Below are 25,959 nucleotides of genomic sequence, written 5' to 3'. Positions count from 1 at the left end.
TGAAGGAGTACCTGGGTGTTCAGCAACTCCGAAGAGGTCCTGAAGTACATCTCGGACGAGGGTGTCGAGTACATCGACATCAGGTTCTGCGACCTCCCTGGAGTGATGCAGCACCTCACCGTCCCCGTCGCCAACGCCGCTGACATGCTCGAGAACGGCGTGGCCTTCGACGGATCGTCCGTGCGCGGCTTCCAGGCCATCAACGAGTCCGACATGGCGCTGTTCCCGGACCCGGCGACCGCCCGGCTCGACCCGTTCCGCAAGCACAAGACGTTGAACATCAACTTCTTCGTGCACGACCCGATCACGGGTGAGCCCTACAGCCGCGACCCGCGCAACGTCGCCCGCAAGGCCGAGCAGTACCTGCGCGCCTCCGGCATCGCCGACACCGCCTACGTGGGACCCGAGGCCGAGTTCTACATCTTCGACTCGATCCGCTTCGGCTCCAACCCGCAGGAGACCTTCCACCACATCGACTCCGTCGAGGGCTGGTGGAACACCGGCCGCGAGGAGCCGGGTGGCAACCTCGGCTACAAGGTCAACTACAAGGGTGGCTACTTCCCGGTGCCGCCGGTCGACCACTACGCCGACCTGCGCGCCGACATCGTCACCAACATGACCAGGATGGGCTTCACCGTCGAGCGGGAGCACCACGAGGTCGGCACCGCGGGCCAGGCGGAGATCAACTACAAGTTCAACACCCTGCTCCACGCCGCCGACGACATCATGCTGTTCAAGTACATCGTCAAGAACACGGCGTGGGAGCACGGCAAGACCGCGACGTTCATGCCGAAGCCGCTGTTCGGCGACAACGGCTCGGGCATGCACGTGCACCAGTCGCTGTGGAAGGACGGGGAGCCGCTCTTCCACGACGAGTCCGGCTACGGCGGCCTGTCCGACACCGCCCGCTACTACATCGGCGGCCTGCTGCACCACGCGCCGAGCCTGCTGGCCTTCACCAACCCGACGGTGAACTCCTACCACCGCCTGGTGCCGGGCTTCGAGGCCCCGGTGAACCTGGTCTACTCGGCCCGCAACCGCTCGGCCTGCATCCGGGTGCCGATCTCCGGCAGCAGCCCGAAGGCCAAGCGCATCGAGTTCCGCTGCCCCGACTCGTCCGGCAACCCGTACCTCGCGTTCTCCGCGATGGTCATGGCCGGCCTCGACGGGATCAAGAACAAGATCGAGCCGCCGGCCCCGGTCGACAAGGACCTCTACGAGCTGCCGCCGGAGGAGGCCAAGGACATCCCGCAGGTGCCCTCCAGCCTCTCCGAGGTCATCGACCGGCTCGAGGCCGACCACGACTACCTGCTCGAGGGTGGCGTGTTCACCCCCGACCTGATCGAGACGTGGATCTCCTACAAGCGGGAGAACGAGATCGACCCGCTGCGGCTGCGCCCGCACCCGTACGAGTTCGCGCTCTACTACGACGTCTGATCGTCGGGTGGAGGCCCGGCTCCGGTTCCGTCCTCGGACGGTCCGGGGCCGGGCCTTCGGCGTGTTCGCGCCCGGTCACGCCGAGGTCGTCACCTTCCACAGGTAGCCGTCGGGGTCGCTGGAGTAGCCGTCCGTCGCCGAACGTGCACCGGACACGAAACCGGGATAGTCCTGCTCGACCACGCAGCCGAGGCCGTCCACGGAGAACTTCCCGGCGCGGTCGCCGTCCGAGACGCCGCGCAGGATGACGCTCACCTGCACAGCCACGGTCGCTCCAGCGGGTCGGTTGCGTGCGACCGCCCCGCACCACGAGCCACGCTAGGGCCACGCGGTCGACCTGCGCTTCACGATTCCTGACCGGTCGAGCCCGCGCTGTACGGCGGCGAAGGTGTCCCCCGGCGTGCTGTTGAAGGCGATCGCGGCGCCGGGGACGCGGCGGTGCACGAGGTTGACGACGTCCTCGAACAGCTCCAGCTGGTCCTCGTCCTTGCGTATGCCGCCGCCGACCAGCACCACGTCCCACGGCCCGCGGTCGAGCGCCGCGGCGACGACCGCCGCGACGTCGTCGCTCCCGTCGAGGCCGACCAGGCAGCTCTCGGCCGCGATGCCGGCGTCGGCGAACCGCGCCATCTCGGCGTCGATCGCCCGGGCCACCGGGGCGGGGTCCCACGGCCCCGGCACGCGGTAGGGGTCGAGGCCGATGATCAGGACCCGCGGCGCTCCCGGTGTGGCGTCCACCCGCTCACGCTAGCGCCGCTCTAGGTTCGTCCACCATGGACGCCACCGCGATCAGGCATCGGTTCGTCGACGCGCACGGCCTGCGGATGCACGTGGCCGAGGCCGGTCCGGACGACGGGCCCGTCGTGCTGCTGCTGCACGGGTTCCCCGAGTGCTGGTACTCGTGGCGCCACCAACTGGGGGCCCTCGCATCGGCCGGCTTCCACGCGGTGGCCCCCGACCAGCGCGGCTACGCGCGCACCGACGCGCCCGCCGCGATCGAGGACTACACGATCCTCCACCTGGTGGGCGACGTGGTCGGACTGCTGGACGCCCTCGGGGCCGAGCGGGCGATCGTCGTCGGGCACGACTGGGGCGCCCCCGTCGCCTGGCACACCGCGCTGCTGCGGCCCGACCGCGTGCGCGGGGTCGTCGGCCTGTCGGTGCCGCCCCGCCCCCGCGGCCCGGCGCGCCCCACCGAGGTGTTCGCCAGCCGCTTCGGCCCCGGCTACTACATGCTGTACTTCCAGACCCCCGGGGTCGCCGACGCCGAGCTGGCGGCCGACCCCCGCACCACGTTCCGGCGGCTGCTCGCGGCCACGTCGGGCGGCACCGCCCCGCCGCGGCCCGTCGTCGAACCCGGCGGCGGTTTCCTCGGCTTCCTGCCGGAGCCGGATGCCCTCCCGGCCTGGCTGACCGAGCAGGACATCGACACCTACGTCGACGAGTACCGCGACCGCGGGTTCACCGGCGGGCTCAACTGGTACCGCAACCTCGACCGCAACTGGGAGCTCACCGGCGCGTGGTACGAGACGCCGATCACCCGGCCCGCCCTGTTCCTCGCGGGCGAGCACGACCTCGTGATCGCCGGCATCCCCCGCGACGCGCTCCTCGACGCGCTGCGCGCCGGTCTCCCGGACCTGCGCGGCGCCACGATCCTGCCGGACTGCGGCCACTGGACCCAGCAGGAACGCCCCGAGGAGGTCAGCGCCGCGATCGTGGAGTTCGCCCGCAGCGTCGACTGACGGCCTAGAGACCGGCGCCGAGCGCCCGCAGCAGCCGGGCGAGCTCGGCGCGGTCGCCCGGCGACAGGTGGGCGACGAGCCGCTCCTCGGCCGCGAGGAACTCGGCGATGTCGCGGTCGATCCGCTCCCGGCCCGCGGGCGTGAGCTCGACGGCCGTGGTGTGCCCGCCCGAGGTGCGCCGGGTCTGCACGAACCCGGCGGCCTCGGCCCGGGCCACCCGCTGGCTGATCGCGCCGCCCGTGACGAGGCACGCCTGCGCGAGCTCGGCCGGGCTCAACCGGAACGGCGCCCCCGTCCGACGCAGCGTGGCGAGCAGGTCGAACGTGGCGCTGTCGATGCCGAGCGCCGCGAGGGTGCGCCTGCGGTGGTCGGCGAATGCCTTCGCGATGCGCAGGACGCGCGCCACCACCCCGATCGCCGACGTGGGCACGTCCGGGCGCTCGCGCGCCCACTGGTCGGCGATCTCGTCCACCGCGTCGCGCTCGTCGTGGCCCACGCCACGAACTTTAGCTCTAAAGACTTTGCTACCGTCGTGGCGTCCCAGTCTTTAGACCTAAAGAGGAGACGTCATGGCACGGACCGCAGTGGTGACCGGCGGTGCGACGGGGATCGGGCGCGCGGTCGCCGCCGAGCTCGTCAAGGACGGCGCCGCGGTCACGATCGTCGGGCGCAGGCGCGACGTCCTCGCGGCGACGGCGGCCGAGATCGGCGCGGAGGCGGTGCCGTTCGACGCCGCCGACCCCGCCGCCGTCGCGGCCGCGCTGCCGCGGCTGCCCGAACGCGTCGACGTGCTGGTCAACGCCGCGGGCGCCAACACCGACCTGGGAGCGGCCGACCGGCCGGCGGACGAGCTCGAAGCGACCCGCGCATCGTGGCTGGCCAACTTCGAGGCGAACGTGCTCACCGCGGTGCTCGTGACGACCGCCCTGCTGCCGCGGATCGCCGACGGCGGCCGGATCGTCAACCTCGGCTCGGTGACCGCGCGCGCGGGCGGCGGCAGCTACGGCGCCGTCAAGGCCGCCCTCGAACCCTGGACCAGCGAGCTGGCGTTCCAGCTCGGGAAGCGGGGCATCACGGCGAACGTCGTCTCCCCCGGCCCGACCGAGGGCACCGGCTTCTTCGGCGGTGCCGACTTCCCTCCCGCGCGGCGCGCGTTCGCCGAGAGCCGCAGCGCCGACGGCAGGCTCGGCCGGGCCGAGGAGGTCGCCGCCCTCGTCGCGTTCGTGGCCTCACCGCGGGCCTCCCACATCACCGGCCAGGTGCTGCACGTCAGCGGCGGCATGCACCTCGGCCGGTGAGGTCAGGCGCCGGGTTCTGCGGAAGCCGGCGCCACCGCCCCCCGCGCCCCCGACCGCGGATCCGGCCGGGGCGTGAGCGCGAGCTCGCCCGGCCGCTCCGGATCGTTGGCGGCGCGCACCGCGGCCTCGACGAGCCCGTGGTCCGGGGAGAGGTGGCAGACCGGGTCGGTGTGCGCCGGGTCGCCGGTGAGCAGGAACGCCTGGCAGCGGCAGCCGCCGAAGTCGACCTCGCGGCGCTCGCAGCTGCGGCACGGTTCGGGCATCCAGTCGGTTCCGCGGAACCGGGTGAACAGCGGCGAGGACTCCCAGATCCACCTCACCGCGTGCTCGCGCACGTTCGCGCGGGGCAGGGGCAGCTCGTGGGCGGCGAGGCACGGCAGCGCGTCGCCGTTGGGCGTGACGACGAGCTGGCGGCTCGCCCACCCGCCCATGCACGGCTTCGGGTAGCGCTCGTAGTAGTCGGGGAGGATCCACAGGATCTGCATCCGATCCCGCAGGCGCTCCCGCGCGGCCCGCACCACCGCCTCGGCGCGCTCCAGCTGCGCCCGGCTCGGCAGGAGGGCCTCCCGGTTGCGCCACGCCCACCCGTAGTACTGGGTGTTGGCCAGCTCGACGCGGTCGGCGCCCATCTCCTCGACGAGGCGGAGTATCCCGTGGATGCGGTCGAGGTTCTGCCGGTGCAGCACCACGTTCACCGTCAGCGGCCAGCCCATCTCCTTGACCGTGCGCGCCGCGGCGAGCTTGCGCTCGAAGGAGGGCGTGCCGGCGAGCTCGTCGGACCGGACCGGCTCGTCGGCCTGCACGCTGATCTGGACGTGGTCGAGGCCGGCGTCGCGCAGCTGCTCGGCGCGGGCGGCCGAGAGGCCGAGCCCGCTGGTGACGAGGTTCGAGTACATCCCCAGATCGCGGCCGGTCCGCACCAGCTCGACGACGTCGCGGCGGCGCAGCGGCTCACCGCCGGACAGGTGCAGCTGCAGCGCGCCGAGGTCGCGGGCCTCGGTGAACACCCGCTGCCACTCCCCGGTGGACAGCTCGTCCCGGTAGTGGGCGAGCTCGATCGGGTTGGAGCAGTACGCGCAGTGCAGCGGGCAGTCGTAGGTGAGCTCGGCGAGCAGGGCGAACGGCCCGTCAACGGTCATCGCGCTCGACCTCCACGCAGCGCCGGCCGACCAGGCCCGCGAGGAACTCCCGCACGTCGGCGTCGACGACCTTCGAGTAGCGGGAGCCCAGGTCGGCCACGATGTCGGCCACGGTGCGCTCACCGTCGCACAGCTCGACGATCGCCGTGCCGGTCGCGTTCAGCACGACGACGGTCTCCGGTGACAGCAGGACGTGCCGCTGCCTGGCCCGGTCGAAGGTGAGGCGGACCCCGCGGGCCAGGCGCGGCCGGTCGCCCGCGTCAATCCGGGTAGGCACGGTCGATGGCATCCAGCACGCTCCACAGGACGTCGTTCTTGAACGCGAGCGCGGCCACCGCGGCGGCCTGCTCGGCCGGGGTGCGGCAGTGCTCGGTCACGATCTCCAGCGCGTGCTCGGCGTCACGGGGCGCCTGGGTGAGCCGCGCCCGGAAGTAGGCGAGCCCGGACGGGTCGATCCACGTGTAGTGCTTCTCGAACGCCGCGAGCCGCTGCGCCATGAGGTCCGGTGCGAACAGCTCGGTCAGCGACGACGCGACCGCCTCGACCCACGGCCGGGTGCGGGCGAACGTCACGTAGGCGTCGACGGCGAACCGCACGCCCGGCACGACGTGCCGTTCGTCCAGGACCTCCTCCCGGGTGAGCCCGACGGCCTCGGCGAGGCGCAGCCAGGCCTCGATCCCGCCCTCCCCCTCGGCCGCGCCGTCGTGGTCGACGATGCGGCGGATCCAGCGGCGGCGCACGTGCGGCAGCGGGCAGTTGGACAGGATCGCCGAGTCCTTGCGCGGGATGTTGGCCTGGTAGTAGAAGCGGTTGGCCACCCAGCCCCGCAGCTGCTCGGGGCGCAGCGACCCCTCGTTCATCCGCCGGTGGAACGGGTGCAGCGAGTGGTATCGCTCGGACTGGGCGCGCAGCGAGGCCACGAACTCGTCGGCGGCGAGGGCTGCCGTCATATCTGGATCTCCATGCCGTCCACGGCCACCTCCATGCCGTGGTCCTCGACGATGCGCCGCTCCCGCGAGTCGTCGAGGAGGACCGGGTTGGTGTTGTTGACGTGGATGTAGATCTTGCGCGGGATCGGCAGCGGGGCGAGCTGCACGAGGCTCCCGCTGGGGCCGTCGATGGGCAGGTGCCCCATGTCGCGCGAGGTCTTCTGCGCCAGGCCGAGCGCGATCAGCTCGTCGTCGCTCCAGCAGGTGCCGTCGACGAGCAGGCAGGAGCAGCCCTCCAGCTGGTCGCGCACGGGGGTGAGGGCCTGCACGACCGGCAGGTGGACGGCCGTCCGCCCGGTGCGCTCGTCGGTCAGTCGGTAGCCGACGACCCGGCCCTTCTCGGTGCTGGAGCCGAACCGCGCCGGCTTGCTCGTCGGCACGTCGAAGGCCCGGAACGACAGGCCGTCGGTCAGCGTGGCCTCCGCGTCGGGGACCACCGGGTGCCAGCGCACCGGGCAGTAGGCCTCGAGCGTGCGCAGGATCGCCGTGCCGTCGGCGAGCGTGGAACGCACGGCCTCGGTGCAGTGCACGTCGACGCCACGGCCCTCCCGCAGGAGCAGCAGGCCCAGCGTGTGGTCGAGCTCGGCGTCGGTGAGCAGCACGCCCTGCAGCGGCGTGGTGCGCCCCGCGCGCGGGCGCAGCGCGGGGAACGCCTCGATCTGGGTCAGGACGTCGGGCGATGCGTTGAGCAGGAACCAGTGCCGCCGGTCGGCGCTCACCGCCACCGACGACTGCGTGCGGGGCCGGCACGGCCTGCTGCCGTCCCGCACCGCCCGGCAGCACGGACAGTCGCAGTTCCACTGCGGGAACCCGCCACCCGCCGCCGACCCCAGCACGCGGATCCACACGTCGTGCTCCCCTCCCACCGGGGGGCGCCGCGGACGGCGCCCCCCGTTGCCCGATGTCAGTCGTCCATCCGGGCGACGTACATCGTCACCTCGGGCGCGCACGCGAACTCTTCGAACTCAGGGGTCTCCCATTCGGTGAGCTCCACGGGTGTCACCTCCTTCCGTCGCTGGATCGCGGGTGGCGCCGACTCACTCCGGGAGTGCGAAGGCGATCAGCGCGCTGCCGTGGCCGGCGCCGAGCATCCCGGGCAGGAAGCCCTCGGCCCAGCCGCCCCAGCCGACGGGGACGGCGACGTACTGCCGCCCGTCCACGCTGTAGGTCGAGGGGCTGCTGTGGTGGCCGCTGCCGCACTGGAACGACCACAGCTCCTCGCCGGAGCGCGCGTCGAGCGCCACGAACTCGCCGGTCGGCTTGCCCGCGAACACGAGGTCGCCGCCGGTGGCGAGCGTCGACGCGCACATCGGCAGGTCGTTGCGGTAGCGCCACTTCTCGTCGCCGCTCGCGTCGAACGCGCTGATCGACCCCCGCATGTCCTCGATGTCGACCTGAACGCCCGCGCCCCAGTACGGGATGCTCTCCTTGAACTCGCGACGGCGGCGCGTCGCGGTCGCCCCGGTGTCCTGCACCGGCACGTAGAACAGCTCCGTCCTCGGGCTGTAGGACGCGTGGGTCCATTCCTTCGCCCCGGCCGGGCCCGGGTAGAAGTGGACCGGCTCGCCCTCCTTGTCCGGGTAGATCTTCGGCGTCACCTGGCCGTCGCGGGTGATCGCACCCCAGGTGATGCGGTCCACGAACGGGGTGATGCTGACCCGCTCGCCGTTGGTGCGGTCGAGGACGAAGAAGTACCCGTTCTTGTCGAAGTGGCCGAGCAGCTTGCGCCCCTGCGACTCGAACAGGATGCACTCGGAGATGCTGTCGTAGTCCCACACGTCGTGCGGGGTGCACTGGTAGTGCCAGCGGATCTGCCCGCTGTCGACGTCGACGGCGACGATGCTGTCGGTGAAGAGGTTGTCGCCGGGGCGCACCTCGCCGTCGAAGTCGGGCGCCGGGTTGCCGGTGCCCACGTACAGCAGGTTCGTCTCCGGGTCGAACGTGCTGGTCAGCCAGCAGTTCGCGCCACCGCGCGCCCACGCCTCGCCGTCGGCGGGCCAGGTCTCCGAGCCCGGCTCACCCGGCTTGGGCACCATGTAGCAGCGCCAATGGTGCTCGCCGGTGTCGACGTCGAACGCGTCCATGTGGCCGCGCACCCCGAACTCACCGCCGGAGCTGCCGACGATGACCATGTTCTTCACGACCAGCGGGGCGACCGTGGCGCTCTCGCCTGCCCGCACATCCCCGTAGGTCTTGTCCCACACCTTCCTGCCGTTGGTGGCGTCCAGCGCCAGCACGTGGGCGTTGGCGGTGACGAAGAAGACCTTCCCCTTCGCCACGGCGACCCCGCGGTTGACGTTCCCGCAGCACAGGGACACGTCGAACGGGATGGCGTGCTTGTAGCGCCAGATCTCCCGGCCCGTCTTCGCGTCGATGGCCCACATCCAGCCGTCCCAGCCGGAGCAGAACATGACCCCGTCGACGACGATCGGCGTGGCCTCGAACGAGTAGGTCGACGCCCCCGCGATCAGGCCGGTGGTGCCGGCCTGGAACACCCAGGCCGGGGTGAGGCGCTTGACGTTGTCGGTGTTGATCTGGTCGAGCGGGCTGTAGCGCTTGCCGTCGTAGGCGCCGTAGTAGGTGAGCCAGTTGTGCGGCTCGTCCTCACGGGCCCTCAGGATGCGCTCGTAGGTGACCCCTTCCACAACGGGAGGGGCGACATCGGCGCCGGGGGTCTTGTAGTTGAGCAGGCCCTGGTCGATGGCCTCGCCCGCGTCGGCGTAATCGGCTGTCGTCATGTCCTGTCCTCCTCCCTACGGCCGCGGCTGCTCGGGTCGGTCGAGCTTGGCCTCCGGGGGTACCTCGCCGAGCACGACGATCGCCCCGGTGAGCCCTCGCCCCTCGTCGTTGCCGGTCGGCGAGCTGAACCAGTAGTAGCCGGGACCGTCCAGGTTGAGCTTCGCGCGTCCCCTGGAGTGGTTGACCAACCAGATGAACTTGCGGTCGCCGTTGCTGGGCAGGAGCGCGCAGTGCGTGTTCCTGTCGTCGTTGATGAGCGTCAGCTCGAGATCACCGCCGTGCGGCATGACCAGGACCGACGGGTCCCAGCACAGCTCGTCGGGATTGATCCGGACGGTCGCCTCCATCGTGCCGTCGGACCGCTCGGTCGCCTGGGCGATGTTTCCCGTCGCCAGCACCCGACCCAGCGCGGCCTTGTTCTGGCCGTCCAGGCCGAGCTTGCTGAGCAGGGCTGATCGCTCCTGCGCTGTACTCGTCACCGGCTCCACCTCCTCGTAGGAACACTTCGTCGACGTCGCTCGCCGCGGCGGCGGTCATGGGTCCTCGGGTTTGAGCAGGACCTTCAGGTAGCCCTCGGCCTGCCGCTCGACGCTGTCGTAGGCGTCGGGTGCCTTGGCGAGGGGAAGCTCGTGGGAGACGAGGAACCCGGGGCTCGCCCTGCCCTGGGTGATCAGGTCGCGCAGCTGGCGGTCGTAGCGCTTGACGCTCGCCTGCCCGCACGCCACGCGCAGGCCCTTCTCGAACAGCACGTCGAACGGCAGCGGCAACCGGCCGAGGTCCGGTGGGGCGCAGTGGCAGGGCACGCCGATGGTGCCCGTGGGGCGCACGACCTGCACGAGCAGGTTCAGCGCCTCGTTGGTGGTCGGTCCTCCGGCGAGGCGGTGGCCGGTCCCGTCGATCCCCCGGTCGGCGCCCTCGCCGCCGGTGAGGTCCATGACCTGCTCGACCGGGTCGCCGTCGGCGATGTCGATCCCGACCGCGCCGATCCGCTCCGCCACGGTGAGCCGGTCGGGGACGCGGTCGAGCACGAGGACCCGGGAGGCGCCGCGCAGCAGGGCGGAGTAGGACGCCATGAGCCCGAGCGGTCCGGCGCCGAACACGGCGACGGTCTCGCCCGGCGACACACCCGCGAGCTCGCACCCGTGGTAGCCGGTGGGGAAGACCTCGGCGAGCAGCGCGTAGTCCGCCTCGTGGTCGAGCCCCCGCGGCAGGAGCACGCAGTTGTAGTCCGCGTACGGCACCCGCACGTACTCGGCCTGGCCGCCGGGGTGCGGCCCGATCGCGGAGTTGCCGCACACGCCGAGCGCGACGCCGTGCGGGTTCGTCGTGAGGCAGAACCCGCTCGTGCCCGCGACGCAGTTCTTGCAGAAGCCGCAGGCGATCGTGCACGGCACCACCACCCGGTCGCCCAGCTCGAGGCCGGTGACGGCGCTGCCGACGTCCTCGACGACGCCGACGACCTCGTGCCCGAAGACGGTGCCCGGCTCGGCCGGGCTGCGGCCCTCGTAGACGTGCAGGTCGGAACCGGAGATGCCGGTCGACGTGATGCGCACGACCACGTCGTTCGGGTGCTCGATGCGCGGGTCCGGAACCTCTTCGACGGCGACGTCGAAGGGTTTCCGGTACACGACTGCCCGCATACGGACCCCTCACCCTGTCGTGGCCGTCGTTCGTGCGTTCAGACCTGTGAGCGAGGCCACTCGCTCGTTAGCCTGGGTTCTGCCTCGGTGTGGCGGCGGGCATCCGGGCGGCGTTCATCAGGTCGGCCTCCCACGGTGCGCCTGGTGATCTCCGATCCTGGAGCGCCTGGTCGGTCACCGACAGGGAGGTGGGATGAACGGCGCCAAGAGCCCAACGAACGGGGCGCTCGCCGCAACGAGCGGCGTGGCACTCGCCGAGGACGACCTCCGGGCCACCACCCAGGCCTGGGAACGCTTCGCCACCGGGGCCGAGTCGGTCGACGGGGTGCGCCCCGAGATCCTCATGTCCTGGTACCGCTGCCGCGAGGAGTACGAGGTGGACCCGCGCCTGGACCGCGCACCACCCGCGGCCGAGGTGACCACGCACTCGATCGACCACGACGTCGTGTACGCCGAGCTGGGTGGGATGGCGGCCTCGGCGGCCCGCGAGGTGGATGGCCTCGACGGCATCGTCACGGTGGCCGACGGCGGGGGGCGGATCCTCGCGACGTGGGGCAGCAGGCGGCTCCTGCACCAGGCCGCCGACAGCAACCTCGCCCCGTGGTCGACCTGGTCGGAGTGGGCGAGCGGCACCAACGGCATGGGCACCGCCCTGGAGAGCCACCGCCCGGTGCTGGTGCGCGGTCCCGAGCACTGGTGCCAGGGCTTCCACAACTGGGTGTGCGCGGGCGTCGCGGTCCGCGACGTCGTCACCCAGGAGCCGCTGGCGGTGCTCAACGTCTCCTGCTGGAAGTCCGACCTCTCCCCGGAGGTGGTGCCCTGGCTGGGCAAGGTCGCCGCGTCCACCGAGGCCAAGCTGCGGCAGCGGGCCCACCAGGGCGGGGTGCTGCTCGCGGCGGCGCTGCGCGACCTGCGCGTGGCGCCCGAGACCGGCCTGGCCGCAGTCGACCTCGCCGGGAACGTCGTGCTGGCCAACAGCGAGGCCGCCGTGCTGCTGGGCACGCCCGCCGACCAGCCCGCCTACTCACCCGCGCACCGCTACCAGCCGCAGGTCCCGGCGTTGCCGGTGCTCGTGCGGCGGGCGGTCGAGCGGGCGCGCAAGGATCCCGACTGGACCGGGTCGACGCAGGTCTACGTGCCGTTCCTCGACCTCACCGTCCCGCTGGTGGTCCGGCCGGTGTTCACCGGGAGCCAGCTGATCGGCATGCTGCTCGCGTTCGGCTCGGCCAAGGGCGACCACGGCTGCAACCAGCCGGCGGGCTACCTCGTCCCCACCACGACGTCGGGCCCGTTGCCGAACCGGGTCGTCGGGATGCGCGACGACCGCTGGGTGCTGCTCGACCCCCGCGAGATCCGGTACGCGGAGGCCGACCACAACACCGTGTGGCTGACCACGGACCAGGGGCGCATGGTGGCCGCGACGCGGGGGCTCGACCGGCTCGAGCAGCAGCTCGAGGACAAGGGCTTCCTGCGCGTCCACCGCCGGTTCCTGGTGAACCTCGGGCGGGTGCGGGAGGTCGAGCAGGGGTTCAAGGGCGCGCTCTTCCTGGCCACCGACGCCCGCACGCGCGAGACGGTGCCGGTCTCGCGCCGGCACGCGTCGCAGCTGCGTCAGGCGTTCGGCCTGTAGAGCGCGCCCGCGCTCAGAGCTTGAGCAGCACGTTCGAGCAGGTCGACAGCTCGATGCCCTTCTCGTCGACGTCGAGGCTGGTCACCACGCCGTCCTCGATGATCGCCGCGTAGCGCTTCGAGCGCGTCCCGAGCCCGAAGCCGCTGCCGTCCATCTCCAGGCCCATGGCCGCGGTGAACTCGCAGTTGCCGTCGGAGAGCAGCAGGATGTCGTCGCCGACGCCGTGGGCCTTGCCCCACGCGTCCATCACGAACGGGTCGTTGACCGCGACGCAGGCGATCGTCGTGACGCCCTTGGCCTTGAGCTCCCCCGCCCGCTCGACGAAGCCGGGCAGGTGGACGTTGGAGCACCCGGGCGTGAACGCGCCCGGCACGGCGAACAGCACGACCTTGCCGCTGCCGAGCACCTCCCCGCTCTTGACGACCTTCGGACCCTCCGGGGTCATCGTGCGCAGCTCGGCGTCGGGGATGCGGTCACCAACGGAGATCGTCATGCGCTCAACCTACGCCGGTCGCTCCGCGCGCTCCGCGAGCGCGTGAGCCGCGCCACGCGGCACCACGACGACCGGCACCGGCGCGTGCCGGGTGATCCGCGACGAGCGCGACCCGATGAACACCCGCTCGAGCGGTCCCGCCGTGCTGGAGCCGACGGCGAGCAGGTCGCCGTCGGTCCAGCCGATGTCCTCGATCGCCGCCGCCCAGTCGGTGCCGTGCCCCACCGCCGCGGTGATCTCGGGCGGGCGCTGCGGCAGGCGCTCGACCTGGCCGAGGACGGCCCGCTGGGCCCGCCCGACGTCCGCGAGCCACGCGCCGGCCACGGCGTCCTCGGCCCGCGAGCCGACCCCGGCGGTGAGCGGGGGGCGCGGGCGCACCGCGAACGACGCCACCCGCAGCGCCGCCCCGGCCCGCGCGGCCACCCCGGCGACGGCGACGACGAGCTCGTCGGCCCCCTCCGTGGCGCCGTACGCGACCGTCACCCGGCGGACGACGGCGCCGTCGCGGCAGCGGAACCCGCGGGGCCCGAGCACCACCGGTATCGGCGAGCTGTGCAGCAGCCGGTCGGCGACGCTGCCGAACGCGACGCGGCCGAGCACCCCGGCGGTGGACGAGCCGAGCACGAGCAGCCGGGCCCCGTGCTCGGCGGCCACGTCCAGCAGGCCGGCCGCGGTCGACCCCGCCCTCCGGACGGCGAACGAGGCGGGCCTGTCGTCCGGCACCACCGTGCGGGCCTCGTCGATCGCCTCCTGCGCGCTGCGGTCGAGGTAGGCCTGGTACTCCGCGTCGATCCGCGCCATCCCGGGCGGCCACGGCGGCGGCACCACGGTGCACACGAGGAGGTCCTCGTCGAGCGAGCGGGCGAGCATCACCCCCAGGTGGATCGCGGTCCGCGCGCGCTCGTCGCGGGGCAGGCCGACGAGGATCGTCATCGCTAGGCCCCCGCCGCCTGCTCGCGCAGCCGCGAGTGCCGGATCCCGTAGGTGAAGTACCAGATGAGCACGGCGACGACCCAGACTGCGAAGACCCCGATCGTGACCGGCCGCAGGTCCTTGATGATCCAGAGGCAGCCGAGCACCGACAGGATCGGCGTGACCGGGTAGCCGGGGACGGTGAACCCGCGCGGCAGGTCGGGCGCGGTCCGGCGCAGGACGATCACGCCGATGGACACCACGAGGAAGGCGACGAGCGTGCCGATGCTCGTCATCTCAGCCAGGAAGTCGATCGGCAGGAACCCGGCGAGCAGCGCGATCGCGACCGCGACGACCACCGTGTTGTTCACCGGCGTCCTGGTGCGGGCGTGGACCCGCTCGAAGAAGGCCGGGAGCATCCCGTCGCGGCCGATGGCGAACAGGATGCGGGTCTGGCCGTAGAGCACCACGAGGGTGACGCTGAAGATCGACACGATGGCCCCGGCGGCGAGGACCGTGCCGGGCCAGCTGGCACCGACCACGTCCTGCAGGATCGCGGCGAGGCCCGCCTCCTGGCCGGCGAACATGCCCTGCGGCTGGGCGGCGACCGCGACGAGCGCGACCGCGACGTAGACGGTCGTGACGGTGACCAGGGCCAGCATGATCGCCAGCGGCATGTTCCGGCGCGGGTTCTTCACCTCCTCCCCCGCCGTCGACACGGCGTCGAGGCCCACGTAGGCGAAGAAGATGATCCCGGCCGCCCCGGTGACGCCGGCGAGGCCGAACGGCGCGAAGTCGGCGAGGTTGTCGGTGTTCCAGCCGGTGATGCCGATGATCACGAACATCACCAGCACGGCGACCTTGATCACCACCATGATCGCGTTGACCGTGGCCGACTCGCTCGCCCCCCGGATGAGCAGCAGCGCGCACAGCGCGATGAGCACCACGGCGGGCAGGTTGATCAACCCGCCGCCCTCCGGCGACTGCGCCAGCACGTCCGGGATGCGGACGCCGAGGACGTTGTCGAGCAGCTGGTTGAGGTACTGCGACCACCCCACCGCCACCGCCGCACCGGACACGCCGTACTCGAGCAGCAGGCAGGCGGCCACGCCCATGGCGACGACCTCCCCGAGCGTCGCGTAGGCGTAGGAGTACGACGACCCGGACACGGGGACCGCGCCGGCCAGCTCGGCGTAGCAGAGCGCGGTGAGGCCCGCGACGGCACCCGCGATGGCGAACGACCAGACCACCGCGGGCCCGGCGACCGGGACCGCCTCGCTCAGGATGAAGAAGATCCCCGTCCCGATCGTCGCGCCGACCCCGATCATCGTGAGCGGGAACAGCCCGATGGTGCGGGCGAGCTGCCCGCCGCCGTGGCCGTCGAGCCCGGTCTCCGCCGCCATGAGCTCGACCGGCTTGCGGCGCAGGGCCTGCTGGGTCCACGCGGCCATGGCCATCTCCTCGGTCGGGCTCACCACGATCCAGGTCGGGCGGGACGCGCGCGAGCCCCCGAACGGGGGCACGGCCCTGCCGCCGTGCAACCGCGACCATCCGTCCGGCTGATGGCGGGCAGACGGAATCGCTATTTCCGCACCCACGGCGGTGATCCCTACCGTGTGGCCCATGCCGCACCCGCTCACCGACCTCCCGGTCCGCACGGTCACCCGGCCCCCGGGGAGCGCGAGGCACCGGGTCAGCGCCGACGTCTGCGTCGTCGGCGCGGGCATCGCGGGCCTGTCCGCGGCGGTCGAGTCGGCCAGGCTGGGCCGCTCGGTGGTGCTGGTCGACGCGCTGCCGGTGCTCGGCGGGCAGATGGTCAACTCGCTGATCGGGCTGTTCTGCGGGGTCTTCGGCAACGCCCCGGACTACCGCCAGCTCACCCACGGGCTGTTCGACGACATCTTCGCCGACCTCGGCTCCACCGGCGACCTGTTCTACCGGCGCGGCCACACCATCACCGTGGGCTACGACGAGGTGCGCCTGGGCCGGTGGGTCGAGCAGACCGTGGCGGAGCACGGCATCCAGGCGGTGACGGGGGCGGTGATCGTCGGCGTGACCCGCTCGGCGGACCGGATCGACGCGGTCCGCTTCGCCACCCGCTACGGCGACCTCGAGGTCACCGCCACCGGGTTCGTCGACGCGAGCGGCGACGCGGCGCTGGCCTGGGAGGCGGGGCTGCCGTGCCGGCTGCCCGAGCGGGAGATCTACGGCAGCCAGCAGGTCGTCGTGGAGGACGTCGACGAGGACCGCCGCCCCGATCCCGGCGAGCTGGCCGCGCGGATCGGCGCGAAGGCCGCCGCGTTCGGCCTGGTGCGACACGACGGGCTGGCCTTCTTCTTCCCGGGCCGCGGCACCGCCGTGCTCAACATGACCCACATCGAGGCGCCGCTGGACCCGATCGCCGCCGCCGACGCGCAGATCCGCGGCAAGGAGCAGGCCGACCGCGCCGTCGCCCTGCTGCGCGCGGAGTTCCCCGAGGTGTTCGGCCGGGCGCGGGTGCGCAGCTACGGCTTCCCCGGCCGCAGGCAGACCCGGTGGGTCGCCGCGGCCCACCAGCTCACCGTCGACGAGGTCCGGGCGGGCACCCGCTTCCCCGACGCCGTCGCCCGCACGGCGTGGCCGATCGAGCTGCACGACGCCCCCGAGGGGTACGTGTGGGAGACGTTCGGCCCCGACCACGTCCACTACGTGCCGCTGCGCGCGATGACCCCGCCGCTGGTGCACAACCTCCTCGTCGCGGGCCGCTGCATCGACGGCGACGCGGCGGCGCTGTCGAGCGTGCGGGTCATGGGCCCGTGCGGCGCCGAGGGGTTCGCCGCCGCGCACGTGCTCGACCTCGTGGGCAAGGACAGCGTGCACGAGGTCGACCTGGGCGCCCTGGCCGACCGGATCGCCCCCAACCTCGAGGGCTGAGCACCCGAGCCCTTCCGGGTCAGCGCGGGACGGCGGACACGCGGGCGGCGACGTCGGCGCGCAGGGCCTTCTTGTCGATCTTGCCGACCTTCGTGGTCGGGAGCTCGCCGACCAGCTCGAGGCGCTCGGGGAGCTTGAACCGCGCCACGCCGGCCGCGTCCATCGACTCCCGCACCTCGTCGAGGGTGAGCGTGGCCCCGGGGCGCGGGACGACGTAGACGCAGACCCGCTCCCCCAGCTGGGGGTCGGGCATCGCGACCGCGGCGACCTGGCTCACGGCGGGCAGCTGGTAGACGAGGTTCTCCACCTCCTCGGCCGAGATCTTCTCCCCGCCGCGGTTGATCATGTCCTTGTCCCGGCCCTCGACGACGAGGTAGCCCTCCGGGGTGCGGCGGCAGATGTCGCCGGAGCGGTACCAGCCGTCGGGGGTGAACGCGCGCGCGTTCTGCTCGGGGGCCCGGTAGTAGCCGCGCGGGGTGTAGGGGCCGCGGGTGAGCAACGCCCCCGGCTCGCCGTCGGGCACGTCCTCACCGGCCTCGTCGACCAGCCGCACCTCGTCGTCCGGCGACAGCGGGCGGCCCTGGGTGGTGCAGATGATCTCCTCGGGGTCGTCGAGGCGGGTGTAGTTGAGCAGGCCCTCGGCCATGCCGAAGACCTGCTGCAGCGTCGCCCCCAGCACCGGGCGGACGCGGCGGGCCAGCTCGTCGGCCAGCCGGGCGCCGCCCACCTGCAACACGCGCAGCGACGGGAGCGGCCCGTGCCCGGCGGCGTGCTCCAGCCACCGGCCCGCGACGGCGGGCACCACGGCCGTGTGCGTGACGCCCTCGGCCGCGATCGTCGCGAACGCCCTGGCCGGCTCGGGCGAGGGCAGCATCACGACGCGGCCGCGCGCGAGCAGGGTGCCGAGGATGCCGGGGCAGGCCAGCGGGAAGTTGTGGCCTGCGGGCAGGCTCACCAGGTAGACGGTGTCCGGGCCGAGGCCGGCGACCTCGGCGCTGGCGCGCGCGTTGTAGGCGTAGTCGTCGTGGGTGCGGGCGATCAGCTTCGGCAGCCCGGTCGTCCCGCCGGAGAGCAGGAACACCGCGACGTCCCGGCTGTCGGGGTGCGGCCCGGCGAAGGCGGGCCCCGGTGCGCCGAGCGCGCGCAGGTCGTGGTGGTCCGGCGCGACGGTGTCGCCCGCGACGAGGACGTGCCGAAGCGGGGGCACCTCGTCGACGAGCTCGGCGGCGAGCGCCTGGTGGTCGAAGTCGCGCAGCCGGTCGGGCACCGCGATCGCGGCCGCCTCGGCGTGCCCGGCGAGGTGGGCGAGCTCGGTGCGCCGGTGGGCGGGCAGCGCCATCACCGGGACGATCCCCGCGCGCAGGCAGGCGAGGGTGAGGACGACGAACTCCCAGGTGTTGGGCAGCTGCACGACGACCCGGTCGCCGGGCGCGAGGCCGAGGCCGACCAGGCGGGCGGCCATCGCGTCGGCACGGCCGGCCAGCTCGGCGTGGGTGAGCCGCAGCGGCCCGTCGACGAGCGCGACGGCGTCCGGGTTCGCCTCGGCCGCCTCGCGCAGCAGCTCGCCGAGCGCGCGGCCCTGCCAGTAGCCGGCCGCGACGTAGCGCGCCGCGAACTCCTCGGGCCAGGGGACGACACCTTCGCGGACCATCACGAGTCCTCCGTATCGGCGGTGATCACGGCATCGAGCGCGACCAACCCGTCCGCGGTGACACGCAGCGGGTTGACCTCGACGTCCTGCAGGTGCGGGTGGGCCGAGAGCAGCGCCCCGAGGGCGGCGACGAACCGGCCGAGCGCGGCGCGGTCGAGGACCGGGCCGCCGCGCCAGCCGTCGAGCAGGGCGCGCCCGGCCAGCTCGTCGACCATCACGGCCGCGGCGCGCTCGTCGACCGGGGCGACGCGGACCGCGACGTCGGCGAGCGCCTCGGCGACCGTGCCGCCGAGGCCGACGAGCACCACGGGGCCGAACACGGGGTCGCGGCGGGCGCCGACGACGAGGTCCACCCCGGGCGCGGCCATCGCCTCGACGAGCACCCGCTCGGCCCCGATGGCCGACAGCGCCTCGTCCAGCTCGGCGGGGGTACGCACCCCGAGCCGCACGCCGCCGACCTCGGTCTTGTGCAGCACGGCCGGGTCGAGCAGCTTCACCGCGACCGGGCCGCCGAGCTCGGCGAGCGCCCGGTGCGCGGCGGCGCGGTCGGCGCACACCCGCCGGTCCGGAACCGCGACCCCGAGCGCGGCGACGACGGCCTTGGCGGCGTCCTCGTCCCACGGCCCGGGCCCGAGGGAGATGGTCCGAAGGTGGCCGTCCAGCGATCCCGGTGCCGCAGGGCCGCCGTCCCGACGCCGGGCATCCGACAGCAGGGCGTGCACCGCCGCGGCGACGCCGGTCGGGTCGGCGAGCGCCGGGATGCCGCGGGCCAGCAGCGCGCGCCGCGCCGCCTGCACCTGCGGGCCGGTGCCGCCGACGCCGACGACCAGCGGCACGCCCGGCCGGGCGGCATCGACCGCGGCGGCGAGGTCGACCGCGTCGGGCTCGTGCAGCGCGTACGCCGCGACGACGTCCACGCCGGGGTCGGCGGCCACCGCCCGCAGCACCGCTGCGAACTCCGGGCCGGGGCGGCCGGTGTCGACCGGGTTGCGCTGGTAGGTCAGCGGCGGCAGCAGCTCGGCGACGGCCGCCTGGGTCGTGGGCGTGAGCTCGGGGACGTCGACGCCGCGGCCGCGCAGGTCGTCGAGCAGCAGCAGGCCGGGGCCGGCCTGCGCGGTGAGCACCCCGACACCGGATGCGCCCGGGGGCAGCCGCACGAGCGACAGCGCGGCGACGGCGTCGACCAGCTCCCGCTCCGAGTCGACGAGCACGGCGCCGGCCTGGCGCAGCGCGGCCCGGGTGGTGCGCCACGAGGTGGCGAGCGCACCGGTGTGCGAGCGGGCGAACGCGCCGACGTCGTGCCGGCCGACCACGAGCGCGACCACCGGCTTGCGGGCGGCCAGCCGGGCCACCGCCGCGGTGAGCCGGGGCCCGTCGGCGACCGACTCGACGTGCAGCGCGACCGCCGTCGTGTCCGGGTCGCGGGCGAGGTGGTCGAGCACGTCGGGGGCATCGACGTCGATGGCGTTGCCCAGCCCGACCGCGAGGCTCACCCCGTGCCCGGCCTCGGCCAGCAGGAAGGCGAGCGCGTGGTTGACCCCGCCGGAGGCGGCCACGACCGCGATCCGACCCGCGGGCACGGCCGCGGCGCCCGGCACGAAGCTCGCGGTGAGCCCTCGGCCGGGGGCGAGGAACCCCGAGGTGTTCGGGCCGAGCACGCGGACGCCGGTCTCCGCGGCGGTGCGGGCGAGGGCCCGCTGGTGGCGTTCCCCCTCCGGCCCGGCCTCGGCGAACCCGCCCCCGCACACCACGGCGGCGCGCACGCCCCCGGCCGCCGCGTCGGCGAGCGCGCCCGCGGTGGCGGCGGCGGGCACGCACAGCACGGCGAGGTCGATCGGCCCGTGCTCGCCGGCGGCGGCCGCGACCGACGGGGCCATCGCGCCGTCGCGGGGGTTGACGAGCGCGACCGGGCCGGGGAACGCGGCGAGCGAGCGCGCCATGACGGCGCCGAGCTTGGCCGGCTCCCGCGACGCCCCGACGACGGCGATGCCCCGCGGGTCGAACAGCGCAGCGGGCACCGCGCGGCCGTCGCCCGCGACGGGGGCGGTGCTGCTCGGCGCGCTCACCCGGCGACCACCAGGTCGGCCCGTCCGGAGAGGACCACCGTGAGCGCGTCGGCCTGCGGGTCGACCAGGACCGCCGTGCGCCCGTGCACCAGGCGCACCTCCTCGCAGAGCAGGGTGCGGGTGAACGCGGCGCCGCCGTGGACCGCGACCAGCTGCGCCCCGCCCTCGACCGCCTCCCGCACCCGCGCGGTGGCGGCGGGCAGGCCGGACTCGTCGGCAGGCGCCTCCACCCACGCGGCCCCGTCCGGGACCCGCTCCGGCCGCCGGTTCGGAAGCGTCGTGCCGCCGACCTCGAGCGGGGTGTCGAGGGGCTCGGCCCCGTACCGCTGCACCCACGCGCGGTGGGTGGCGGCGACGAAGGCGGGGTCGCGGCGGGCGAGGCGGGCGTCGGTGATGCTGCGGGACAGGAAGTGGTAGGCGAACTGCCAGGGTTCGAACGCGTCGTGGTAGCGCCCGAAGTGCTCCCACCACGACAGCGACGGGCGCGCCGACGCCTGGATCGCGTCGACCGACGGCCGCGCGGCGGCCTCGTAGGCGGCGAGCGCGGCGGGCAGGTCGCCGGGGTGGGCGGCGAGGGCGCCCGCGAGCGCGATCGCGTCCTCCATCGCCATCTTCGTTCCGGAGCCGACCGAGAAGTGGGCGGTGTGGGCCGCGTCGCCGAGCAGCACGACCGGCTGCGGTTCGAGGGTCGTCCAGCGGGCGGTGCGCCGGGTGCGGAAGTTGGCCCAGCGGGAGTTGTTGACCAGGAGCTTGTGGCCCTCGATCTGCTCGGCGAAGACCTCCTCCAGGTAGGCGCGGGTCTTCTCGTCGCTCGACCCGGGCGGGGCGGTCACGTCGAACTCGTCCAGCCCGGCCGCCCGCCACGACGCCTCATCGGTCTCGACGATGAACGTGGAGACCTCCCGGCTGATCGGGTAGCCGTGCACCGCGAACACCCCGTGCGGGCCGCGCTCGTGCACGAACGTGAGGCCGTCGAACAGGTAGTCGGTGCCGAACCAGATGAACTTCGCCGTCGCGGTGTCGACCGTGGAGCCGAACGCGGGCTCCAGCGCCGTGCGGATGCGCGAGCCGGTGCCGTCGGCGGCCACCACGAGGTCGTAGCCCCGCAGGTCGGCGAGGCCGACCTCGGTGGAGAACCGCAGGTCGGCGCCGAGCCCGCGGGCGCGCTCCTGCAGCAGCCCGAGCAGCGTGCGGCGCACGATCGCGGCCATGCCGTTGCCGCCGCAGCGGATCCGCTCGCCCTTGAGCCGCACCTCGATGGCGTCCCAGTGCCTGCCGTGCGCGTCGAGGGCCTCGCGCAGCACCGGGTCGGCCTCGTGGATCGCGGCGAGCGTGCGGTCGGAGAACACCACGCCGAACCCGAACGTGTCGTCGGCGCGGTTGCGCTCGAACACCGTGACCTCGATCGACGGGTCCCGCTTGCGGATCAGCGAGGCCAGGAACAGCCCGCCCGGTCCCCCGCCCGCGACGGCGACGCGCATCAGGCGGCCACCTCCCCCGCGACCGCCCCCGCGCGCACCCGCGCCGGCCGGGGCACCAGCGCGATGAACACCAGGCCGGCGAGGGCGGGGAGTGCGAAGCCGTAGAAGTTCCACTCGAACCCGAGGCCGGAGCCGGCGACCCAGCCGCCGAACAGCGGGCCGACGATCGCGCCCGCGCGGCCGACGCCGAGCGCCCAGCCCAGCGCCGTCGCCCGGACCGCGGCCGGGTAGTGCACGGCGACGTAGCCGTTGACGAGGATCTGCGTGCCGACGCTGCCCAGGCCGGCGATCGCGACGGCGAAGAGCAGCACCGCGGTGTCGAGCCGCAGCGACAGCAGCAGCAGGCACCCGGTGGCGGCGAGGAACGCCGACACGGTGACCGGCTTGGGCCCGAACCGGTCGGCGAGCGCCGAGGCGCCGACCGCGCCCGCGATCGCGCCGAGGTTGAGCACGAGCAGGAACTGCAGCGCCGACCCGAGCGGGTAGCCGGCCTGGCGCATGATCTGCGGCAGCCAGGTGTTGAGCCCGTAGACCAGCAGCAGCCCGCAGAAGCTCGCTGCCCCGAACAGCAGGGTGGCGGTGCGGTAGGCGGGGGTGAACAGCACCCGCGGGCCGGCCCGCTCGGCGGGCGGCTCGTCGAGCTCGACGCCGTAGCGGGCGGCGAGCGCCTCCGCCTCGGCCCGCCGCCCCCTCGCCAGCAGGTAGCCCGCCGATTCCGGCAGGTAGCGCACCGCGAGCGGCAGCACGAGCACGAGCGGGACGACGCCGATCCAGAACATGATCCGCCAACCGTGGCCGGTCACGAGCGCGAGCGCCAGCACGGCGGCGAGCACACCGCCCACCGAGTAGCCGGCGAACATCACGGCGTTGTACAGCTGCCGCCGCCCGCGCGGGGCGTACTCGACGGTGAGGGCGATCGCGCTCGGCAGCACCCCGCCGAGGCCGAGCCCGGCGAGGAAGCGGAACAGGCCGAGCAGCCCGGGCGACGGCGCGAGCGCGCACAGCGCCATGGCCAGGGAGAACCACGCGATCCCCACCAACACGATGCGGCGACGGCCGACGGCGTCGGTGACCGCGCCGGCGACGAGCGCGCCGATCAGCATGCCGGCGAGCGCGTAGCTGCCGATCGCACCGGCCTCGGCCGGGCCGAGGTCCCACCCGGGTTCGGCGAGCAGGCTCGGCAGCACCGAGCCGTAGACGATCAGGTCGTAGCCGTCGCTGACGATCGTGAGGAAGCAGATGGCGACGACGGCGAGCCCCGATCGGGGCGGCGGGACGCTCACGGGCACGCACCTCCGGGACGTCGAGCGCCGCCCCCGTCGGCGGCGCGCCCGAACGGTACAACAGCGCGCCGACGGCCGTCTAGATTTCGTAACGCTTAGCAGCTCACGACACCTGGGCGAGGTCGGCCAGCACCCCGTCGACGAACGCCTCGGCGGGCGCCCGCAGCAGGCCGTGGGCCTCCAGGAACACCTCGTGCGCCGCCCGGCCGGACCAACCCTCGGGCAGCAGCTCGGGCGGCAGGTCGGGGTCGCGGAACGGGAAGCGCCGGTAGTCGTGCACGAGCCGCATCCGCTCGACGAGCGCCTCCCGGCCCGGCAGCCCGCGGCGGTAGGCCTCGAGCCGGGGCCGGTAGGTGCCGAGCAGCGCGGCGTAGTCGCGGTCGAGCCCGGCGAGATCCCAGGCGCGACCCGCCATGTCCCGGTCCGCGGCCGGCCCTTCCGAGCGCGACCGCAGGATGTCCAGCCGCACCGAGGCGTGCCCGTCCACGTGGCTGCGCACGGCGGCCGTCCGGTCGTGCGGGCTGATCCAGACCGAGGGCGCGAGCGGGCCGAAGCCGAGCCACGCGAGCTGCTTGCGCAGCCCCTCGCGCAGCGCGCGCTCGGTCTCGGGCACCTGGTAGATCACCGTGTGCCACACCCCGTCCCACGGTCCGGTGACGCGGTCGAAGATCCGCGAGCGGCCCTCGTCGAGCAGCCGCCACGCGGTGTCGGTGAGCACGTAGACGGTCTCGCGCCCGTCGCGGCGGCTGTCGAGCCAGCCCTCCTTGCGCAACCGGGCCGCCACCACCCGCACCGTGGGCTCCGGCACGTCGAAGCAGGCCATGAGCGCGACCAGCGCCCGCAGCCGCACCTCGCCGCCCCGGTAGCGCAGGTAGTCGCCGAACAGGTCGAACACGAGCGAGCGCGCTTTCACGCAGGCAGCATATCTGCGACAGCGCCGCAACGGCCGTCGCGCGATCGTCAGGAGCCACGCGGTGGTCGTGTGCCTGCGCGGTAACCGTGGGCAACTGCGTTGCAACGCAGCGGCGTCGCCGGCAACACGAACTCGTTCCGAACGTCACCACGAGGACACACCCGCACCCGACGCTTCGACCATGACGACGCGGAGCCCGCTGCGGGTGCACGACGCGCACCGGCACCTCGGGGTGCTGCCCGCGCACCCGTTCTACGGCGGGCCGCCGGTCAACCCCGACACCACGGCGCGCGCCACCATCGACGAGCTCCTCGCCGACCTCGACCGCGAGGGCACCGAACGGGCGCTGGTGCTGCCGAACTACGGCGTGCCGGACCCGAGCACGTCGTTCGCGCTCAACGACCTCGTGATCGAGGCCGCGCAGCGCGACGACCGCGTGCTGGCCGGGCTGTGGACCTCGCCGCGGCCACAGGACGCCGCCGCCACCGACAAAGCGCTCGCCCTCGCCGGCGAGCGCGGGGTGGCCGCGCTCAAGGTGTCGTTCCTGCTCGGCGGCCGCGCGGGCGACGAGGCGTGCCGCCCGCAGCTCGACGCGATCTTCGCGGCGGCCCGCACCCACGGGCTCGTCGTGCACGTGCACACCAGCCCCGGCGCGGCCAGCGACGTCGACGAGATCGCGCTCCTGGTCGAGCGCTACGCCGACGAGGTGCCGCTGCACCTGGTGCACCTCGGCGGCGGGGTGAGCGGCCACATCAAGCTGATCGGCCACCGGTTCTTCGACTGGATCGCCGCCGGCAAGCGCGTCTACACCGACACCAGCTGGGCGGTCGGGTTCGCACCCCGATGGCTCGCCGCCGAGATCGAACGCCGCGGCATCGGCGCCGACCGCGTGCTGTTCGCCTCCGACCAGCCGTGGGGCGACTTCGCAGGCGAGCACGCCCGCCTCGCCGCCGCGTTCGGCGACGGCGAGCTCGCCGCGCTCGCCTTCTCCGGAAACTTCGAGGCCCTGCACGGCCTCGGTTGACACCACCCGATGAGAGGAACCGCCATGACCCAGACCGCCCCCGCCACCACCGGCACGCCGCTGATCCCCGACGAGGAGCTCAAGGCCAACCAGCAGGCCAGCCTGGCCGAGATCCCGCACCCGTCGCTGCCCGCGGGCACCAACCTCTACGGCTCCACCAAGATCTTCCCCGACTACCAGGCCGGCGAGGGCGAGTGCTACTTCACCCTCGTCCACGGCATCGCCCACGAGTCCTCGGTGAGCTTCGTGGCGATCCTGCAGGCGCTGCGCGCGCTGCGGAAGGGCTTCGAGTCGGTGCTGTACTTCTACGGCCCCGGCGCGATGAACGCGATGGCCACCCGCGGCTTCCCGACGACCGGCGACTCCGCGTTCCCCGGCGAGCACAACATCAACACCCAGATCGAGCGGTTCATCGCCGAGGGCGGCACCGTCTACGTCTGCCGGTTCGGGCTCTCGCTGCACGGCCTGCGCGAGGAGGACCTGATCGCCGGGTGCATCCCGTGCCACCCGCTCGACGTCCAGGACGCGCTGATCCACTACGCGCGCAAGGGCGCCATCATCAACTCGACCTACAACCTCTGAGCCGGCCGTGACGGGCATCCGCACCCG

26 protein-coding genes are annotated in these 25,959 nt (G+C 73.7%); 7 read left to right on the top strand and 19 right to left on the bottom strand.

Annotation, left to right across the window (positions count from 1 at the left end):
• The first annotated feature begins 15 nt into the window (after nt 1-15).
• The gene (gene glnA, locus VKZ81_RS29330) at nt 16-1,437 is read left to right on the top strand and encodes a type I glutamate--ammonia ligase (RefSeq protein ID WP_324244967.1); all 1,422 of its coding nucleotides are present in this window, start codon (nt 16-18) and stop codon (nt 1,435-1,437) included.
• Between the two features lie 75 nt (nt 1,438-1,512).
• Here the strand turns inward: glnA and VKZ81_RS29325 are convergent, their stop codons facing one another.
• Complete coding sequence (locus VKZ81_RS29325) at nt 1,513-1,704, bottom strand: hypothetical protein (RefSeq protein WP_324244966.1); 192 nt, start codon at nt 1,702-1,704, stop codon at nt 1,513-1,515.
• A 51-nt stretch (nt 1,705-1,755) separates the two neighbouring features.
• Nucleotides 1,756-2,175 (bottom strand): hypothetical protein, encoded by a 420-nt coding sequence (locus tag VKZ81_RS29320; RefSeq protein WP_324244965.1) that lies wholly within the window; start codon nt 2,173-2,175, stop codon nt 1,756-1,758.
• A 35-nt stretch (nt 2,176-2,210) separates the two neighbouring features.
• Here VKZ81_RS29320 and VKZ81_RS29315 point away from each other — a divergent pair, with 35 nt between their 5' ends.
• Nucleotides 2,211-3,179: an alpha/beta fold hydrolase gene (locus VKZ81_RS29315; protein WP_324244964.1), complete on the top strand. Its 969-nt coding sequence runs from the start codon at nt 2,211-2,213 to the stop codon at nt 3,177-3,179.
• A gap of 4 nt (nt 3,180-3,183) precedes the next feature.
• Here the strand turns inward: VKZ81_RS29315 and VKZ81_RS29310 are convergent, their stop codons facing one another.
• A complete protein-coding gene (locus VKZ81_RS29310; protein WP_324244963.1) occupies nt 3,184-3,675 on the bottom strand; it encodes a MarR family winged helix-turn-helix transcriptional regulator in 492 nt (163 codons plus the stop codon).
• 73 nt (nt 3,676-3,748) lie between these two features.
• Between VKZ81_RS29310 and VKZ81_RS29305 the strand changes: the two genes are divergently transcribed.
• The gene (locus tag VKZ81_RS29305) at nt 3,749-4,477 is read left to right on the top strand and encodes an SDR family NAD(P)-dependent oxidoreductase (RefSeq protein WP_324244962.1); all 729 of its coding nucleotides are present in this window, start codon (nt 3,749-3,751) and stop codon (nt 4,475-4,477) included.
• 2 nt (nt 4,478-4,479) lie between these two features.
• On the opposite strand, the gene pqqE is transcribed toward VKZ81_RS29305, so the two are convergent.
• The 8 genes from pqqE to VKZ81_RS29265 are packed head-to-tail and all read right to left on the bottom strand — an operon-like array spanning nt 4,480 to nt 10,984.
• On the bottom strand, nt 4,480-5,616 hold the full coding sequence (gene pqqE, locus VKZ81_RS29300; RefSeq protein ID WP_324244961.1) for a pyrroloquinoline quinone biosynthesis protein PqqE: 1,137 nt from the start codon (nt 5,614-5,616) through the stop codon (nt 4,480-4,482).
• Nucleotides 5,606-5,893 carry a pyrroloquinoline quinone biosynthesis peptide chaperone PqqD gene (pqqD, locus tag VKZ81_RS29295; protein ID WP_324244960.1) on the bottom strand — a complete coding sequence of 96 codons (288 nt, stop codon included), beginning with the start codon at nt 5,891-5,893 and terminating at the stop codon, nt 5,606-5,608. Before pqqD ends, pqqE begins: the two co-directional genes overlap by 11 nt.
• On the bottom strand, nt 5,877-6,566 hold the full coding sequence (gene pqqC / locus VKZ81_RS29290; RefSeq protein ID WP_324244959.1) for a pyrroloquinoline-quinone synthase PqqC: 690 nt from the start codon (nt 6,564-6,566) through the stop codon (nt 5,877-5,879). Before pqqC ends, pqqD begins: the two co-directional genes overlap by 17 nt.
• Nucleotides 6,563-7,453 (bottom strand): pyrroloquinoline quinone biosynthesis protein PqqB, encoded by an 891-nt coding sequence (gene pqqB, locus VKZ81_RS29285; RefSeq protein WP_324244958.1) that lies wholly within the window; start codon nt 7,451-7,453, stop codon nt 6,563-6,565. Before pqqB ends, pqqC begins: the two co-directional genes overlap by 4 nt.
• A gap of 56 nt (nt 7,454-7,509) precedes the next feature.
• Entirely contained in the window at nt 7,510-7,599 is a 90-nt protein-coding gene (pqqA, locus tag VKZ81_RS29280; protein WP_324244957.1) for a pyrroloquinoline quinone precursor peptide PqqA, read from the bottom strand.
• Between the two features lie 43 nt (nt 7,600-7,642).
• Nucleotides 7,643-9,343: a PQQ-dependent dehydrogenase, methanol/ethanol family gene (locus VKZ81_RS29275; RefSeq protein WP_324244956.1), complete on the bottom strand. Its 1,701-nt coding sequence runs from the start codon at nt 9,341-9,343 to the stop codon at nt 7,643-7,645.
• 15 nt (nt 9,344-9,358) lie between these two features.
• On the bottom strand, nt 9,359-9,823 hold the full coding sequence (locus VKZ81_RS29270; protein ID WP_324244955.1) for an MSMEG_3727 family PQQ-associated protein: 465 nt from the start codon (nt 9,821-9,823) through the stop codon (nt 9,359-9,361).
• Between the two features lie 54 nt (nt 9,824-9,877).
• Nucleotides 9,878-10,984, bottom strand: a complete 1,107-nt coding sequence (locus VKZ81_RS29265; protein ID WP_324244954.1) for an alcohol dehydrogenase catalytic domain-containing protein — start codon at nt 10,982-10,984, stop codon at nt 9,878-9,880.
• Between the two features lie 244 nt (nt 10,985-11,228).
• On the opposite strand from VKZ81_RS29265, the gene VKZ81_RS29260 reads away from it, so the two are divergent.
• Nucleotides 11,229-12,614 carry a DNA-binding protein gene (locus VKZ81_RS29260; RefSeq protein ID WP_324244953.1) on the top strand — a complete coding sequence of 462 codons (1,386 nt, stop codon included), beginning with the start codon at nt 11,229-11,231 and terminating at the stop codon, nt 12,612-12,614.
• A gap of 13 nt (nt 12,615-12,627) precedes the next feature.
• Here the strand turns inward: VKZ81_RS29260 and VKZ81_RS29255 are convergent, their stop codons facing one another.
• Genes VKZ81_RS29255 through VKZ81_RS29245 form a run of 3 tightly spaced genes read right to left on the bottom strand, consistent with a single transcriptional unit; the run spans nt 12,628 to nt 15,494 of the window.
• Nucleotides 12,628-13,107, bottom strand: coding sequence for a peroxiredoxin (locus tag VKZ81_RS29255; RefSeq protein WP_324244952.1), 480 nt, complete (start codon nt 13,105-13,107; stop codon nt 12,628-12,630).
• 9 nt (nt 13,108-13,116) lie between these two features.
• Complete coding sequence (locus VKZ81_RS29250) at nt 13,117-14,040, bottom strand: universal stress protein (RefSeq protein ID WP_324244951.1); 924 nt, start codon at nt 14,038-14,040, stop codon at nt 13,117-13,119.
• A gap of 2 nt (nt 14,041-14,042) precedes the next feature.
• On the bottom strand, nt 14,043-15,494 hold the full coding sequence (locus VKZ81_RS29245) for an APC family permease (protein ID WP_324244950.1): 1,452 nt from the start codon (nt 15,492-15,494) through the stop codon (nt 14,043-14,045).
• A gap of 148 nt (nt 15,495-15,642) precedes the next feature.
• On the opposite strand from VKZ81_RS29245, the gene VKZ81_RS29240 reads away from it, so the two are divergent.
• Nucleotides 15,643-16,932: an FAD-dependent oxidoreductase gene (locus VKZ81_RS29240; protein ID WP_324244949.1), complete on the top strand. Its 1,290-nt coding sequence runs from the start codon at nt 15,643-15,645 to the stop codon at nt 16,930-16,932.
• Between the two features lie 19 nt (nt 16,933-16,951).
• Here VKZ81_RS29240 and VKZ81_RS29235 read toward each other — a convergent pair whose 3' ends face one another.
• The 5 genes from VKZ81_RS29235 to VKZ81_RS29215 form a co-directional block, all read right to left on the bottom strand.
• Nucleotides 16,952-18,583: a (2,3-dihydroxybenzoyl)adenylate synthase gene (locus VKZ81_RS29235; protein WP_324244948.1), complete on the bottom strand. Its 1,632-nt coding sequence runs from the start codon at nt 18,581-18,583 to the stop codon at nt 16,952-16,954.
• Nucleotides 18,583-20,649: an acetate--CoA ligase family protein gene (locus VKZ81_RS29230; RefSeq protein WP_324244947.1), complete on the bottom strand. Its 2,067-nt coding sequence runs from the start codon at nt 20,647-20,649 to the stop codon at nt 18,583-18,585. The genes VKZ81_RS29235 and VKZ81_RS29230 overlap by 1 nt, the downstream gene beginning before the upstream one ends.
• The gene (locus VKZ81_RS29225; RefSeq protein ID WP_324244946.1) at nt 20,646-22,130 is read right to left on the bottom strand and encodes an FAD-dependent monooxygenase; all 1,485 of its coding nucleotides are present in this window, start codon (nt 22,128-22,130) and stop codon (nt 20,646-20,648) included. Before VKZ81_RS29225 ends, VKZ81_RS29230 begins: the two co-directional genes overlap by 4 nt.
• Nucleotides 22,130-23,413, bottom strand: a complete 1,284-nt coding sequence (locus tag VKZ81_RS29220; RefSeq protein ID WP_324244945.1) for an MFS transporter — start codon at nt 23,411-23,413, stop codon at nt 22,130-22,132. Before VKZ81_RS29220 ends, VKZ81_RS29225 begins: the two co-directional genes overlap by 1 nt.
• Nucleotides 23,414-23,516: 103 nt before the next feature.
• Nucleotides 23,517-24,326 carry a PaaX family transcriptional regulator gene (locus tag VKZ81_RS29215; protein ID WP_324244944.1) on the bottom strand — a complete coding sequence of 270 codons (810 nt, stop codon included), beginning with the start codon at nt 24,324-24,326 and terminating at the stop codon, nt 23,517-23,519.
• 181 nt (nt 24,327-24,507) lie between these two features.
• On the opposite strand from VKZ81_RS29215, the gene VKZ81_RS29210 reads away from it, so the two are divergent.
• Entirely contained in the window at nt 24,508-25,350 is an 843-nt protein-coding gene (locus tag VKZ81_RS29210) for an amidohydrolase family protein (RefSeq protein ID WP_324244943.1), read from the top strand.
• A 24-nt stretch (nt 25,351-25,374) separates the two neighbouring features.
• Nucleotides 25,375-25,932, top strand: a complete 558-nt coding sequence (locus VKZ81_RS29205) for an MSMEG_0572/Sll0783 family nitrogen starvation response protein (protein ID WP_324244942.1) — start codon at nt 25,375-25,377, stop codon at nt 25,930-25,932.
• Nucleotides 25,933-25,959: the final 27 nt, after the last annotated feature.

The organism is Pseudonocardia sp. (assembly GCF_035305885.1).
Classification (GTDB): Bacteria; Actinomycetota; Actinomycetes; order Mycobacteriales; family Pseudonocardiaceae; genus Pseudonocardia.
This window is presented reverse-complemented; position numbering and strand designations above follow the sequence as displayed.

Excerpts from the sequence above, each read along its gene's own strand:
- VKZ81_RS29315 (WP_324244964.1), top strand. The coding sequence starts at position 2,211 with ATGGACGCCACCGCGATCAGGCATCGGTTCGTCGACGCGCACGGCCTG.
- VKZ81_RS29305 (WP_324244962.1), top strand. The coding sequence starts at position 3,749 with ATGGCACGGACCGCAGTGGTGACCGGCGGTGCGACGGGGATCGGGCGC.
- pqqE (WP_324244961.1), bottom strand. The coding sequence starts at position 5,616 with ATGACCGTTGACGGGCCGTTCGCCCTGCTCGCCGAGCTCACCTACGAC.
- pqqC (WP_324244959.1), bottom strand. The coding sequence starts at position 6,566 with ATGACGGCAGCCCTCGCCGCCGACGAGTTCGTGGCCTCGCTGCGCGCC.
- VKZ81_RS29275 (WP_324244956.1), bottom strand. The coding sequence starts at position 9,343 with ATGACGACAGCCGATTACGCCGACGCGGGCGAGGCCATCGACCAGGGC.
- VKZ81_RS29265 (WP_324244954.1), bottom strand. The coding sequence starts at position 10,984 with ATGCGGGCAGTCGTGTACCGGAAACCCTTCGACGTCGCCGTCGAAGAG.
- VKZ81_RS29255 (WP_324244952.1), bottom strand. The coding sequence starts at position 13,107 with ATGACGATCTCCGTTGGTGACCGCATCCCCGACGCCGAGCTGCGCACG.
- VKZ81_RS29250 (WP_324244951.1), bottom strand. The coding sequence starts at position 14,040 with ATGACGATCCTCGTCGGCCTGCCCCGCGACGAGCGCGCGCGGACCGCG.
- VKZ81_RS29240 (WP_324244949.1), top strand. The coding sequence starts at position 15,643 with ATGCCGCACCCGCTCACCGACCTCCCGGTCCGCACGGTCACCCGGCCC.
- VKZ81_RS29235 (WP_324244948.1), bottom strand. The coding sequence starts at position 18,583 with ATGGTCCGCGAAGGTGTCGTCCCCTGGCCCGAGGAGTTCGCGGCGCGC.
- VKZ81_RS29225 (WP_324244946.1), bottom strand. The coding sequence starts at position 22,130 with ATGCGCGTCGCCGTCGCGGGCGGGGGACCGGGCGGGCTGTTCCTGGCC.
- VKZ81_RS29210 (WP_324244943.1), top strand. The coding sequence starts at position 24,508 with ATGACGACGCGGAGCCCGCTGCGGGTGCACGACGCGCACCGGCACCTC.
- VKZ81_RS29205 (WP_324244942.1), top strand. The coding sequence starts at position 25,375 with ATGACCCAGACCGCCCCCGCCACCACCGGCACGCCGCTGATCCCCGAC.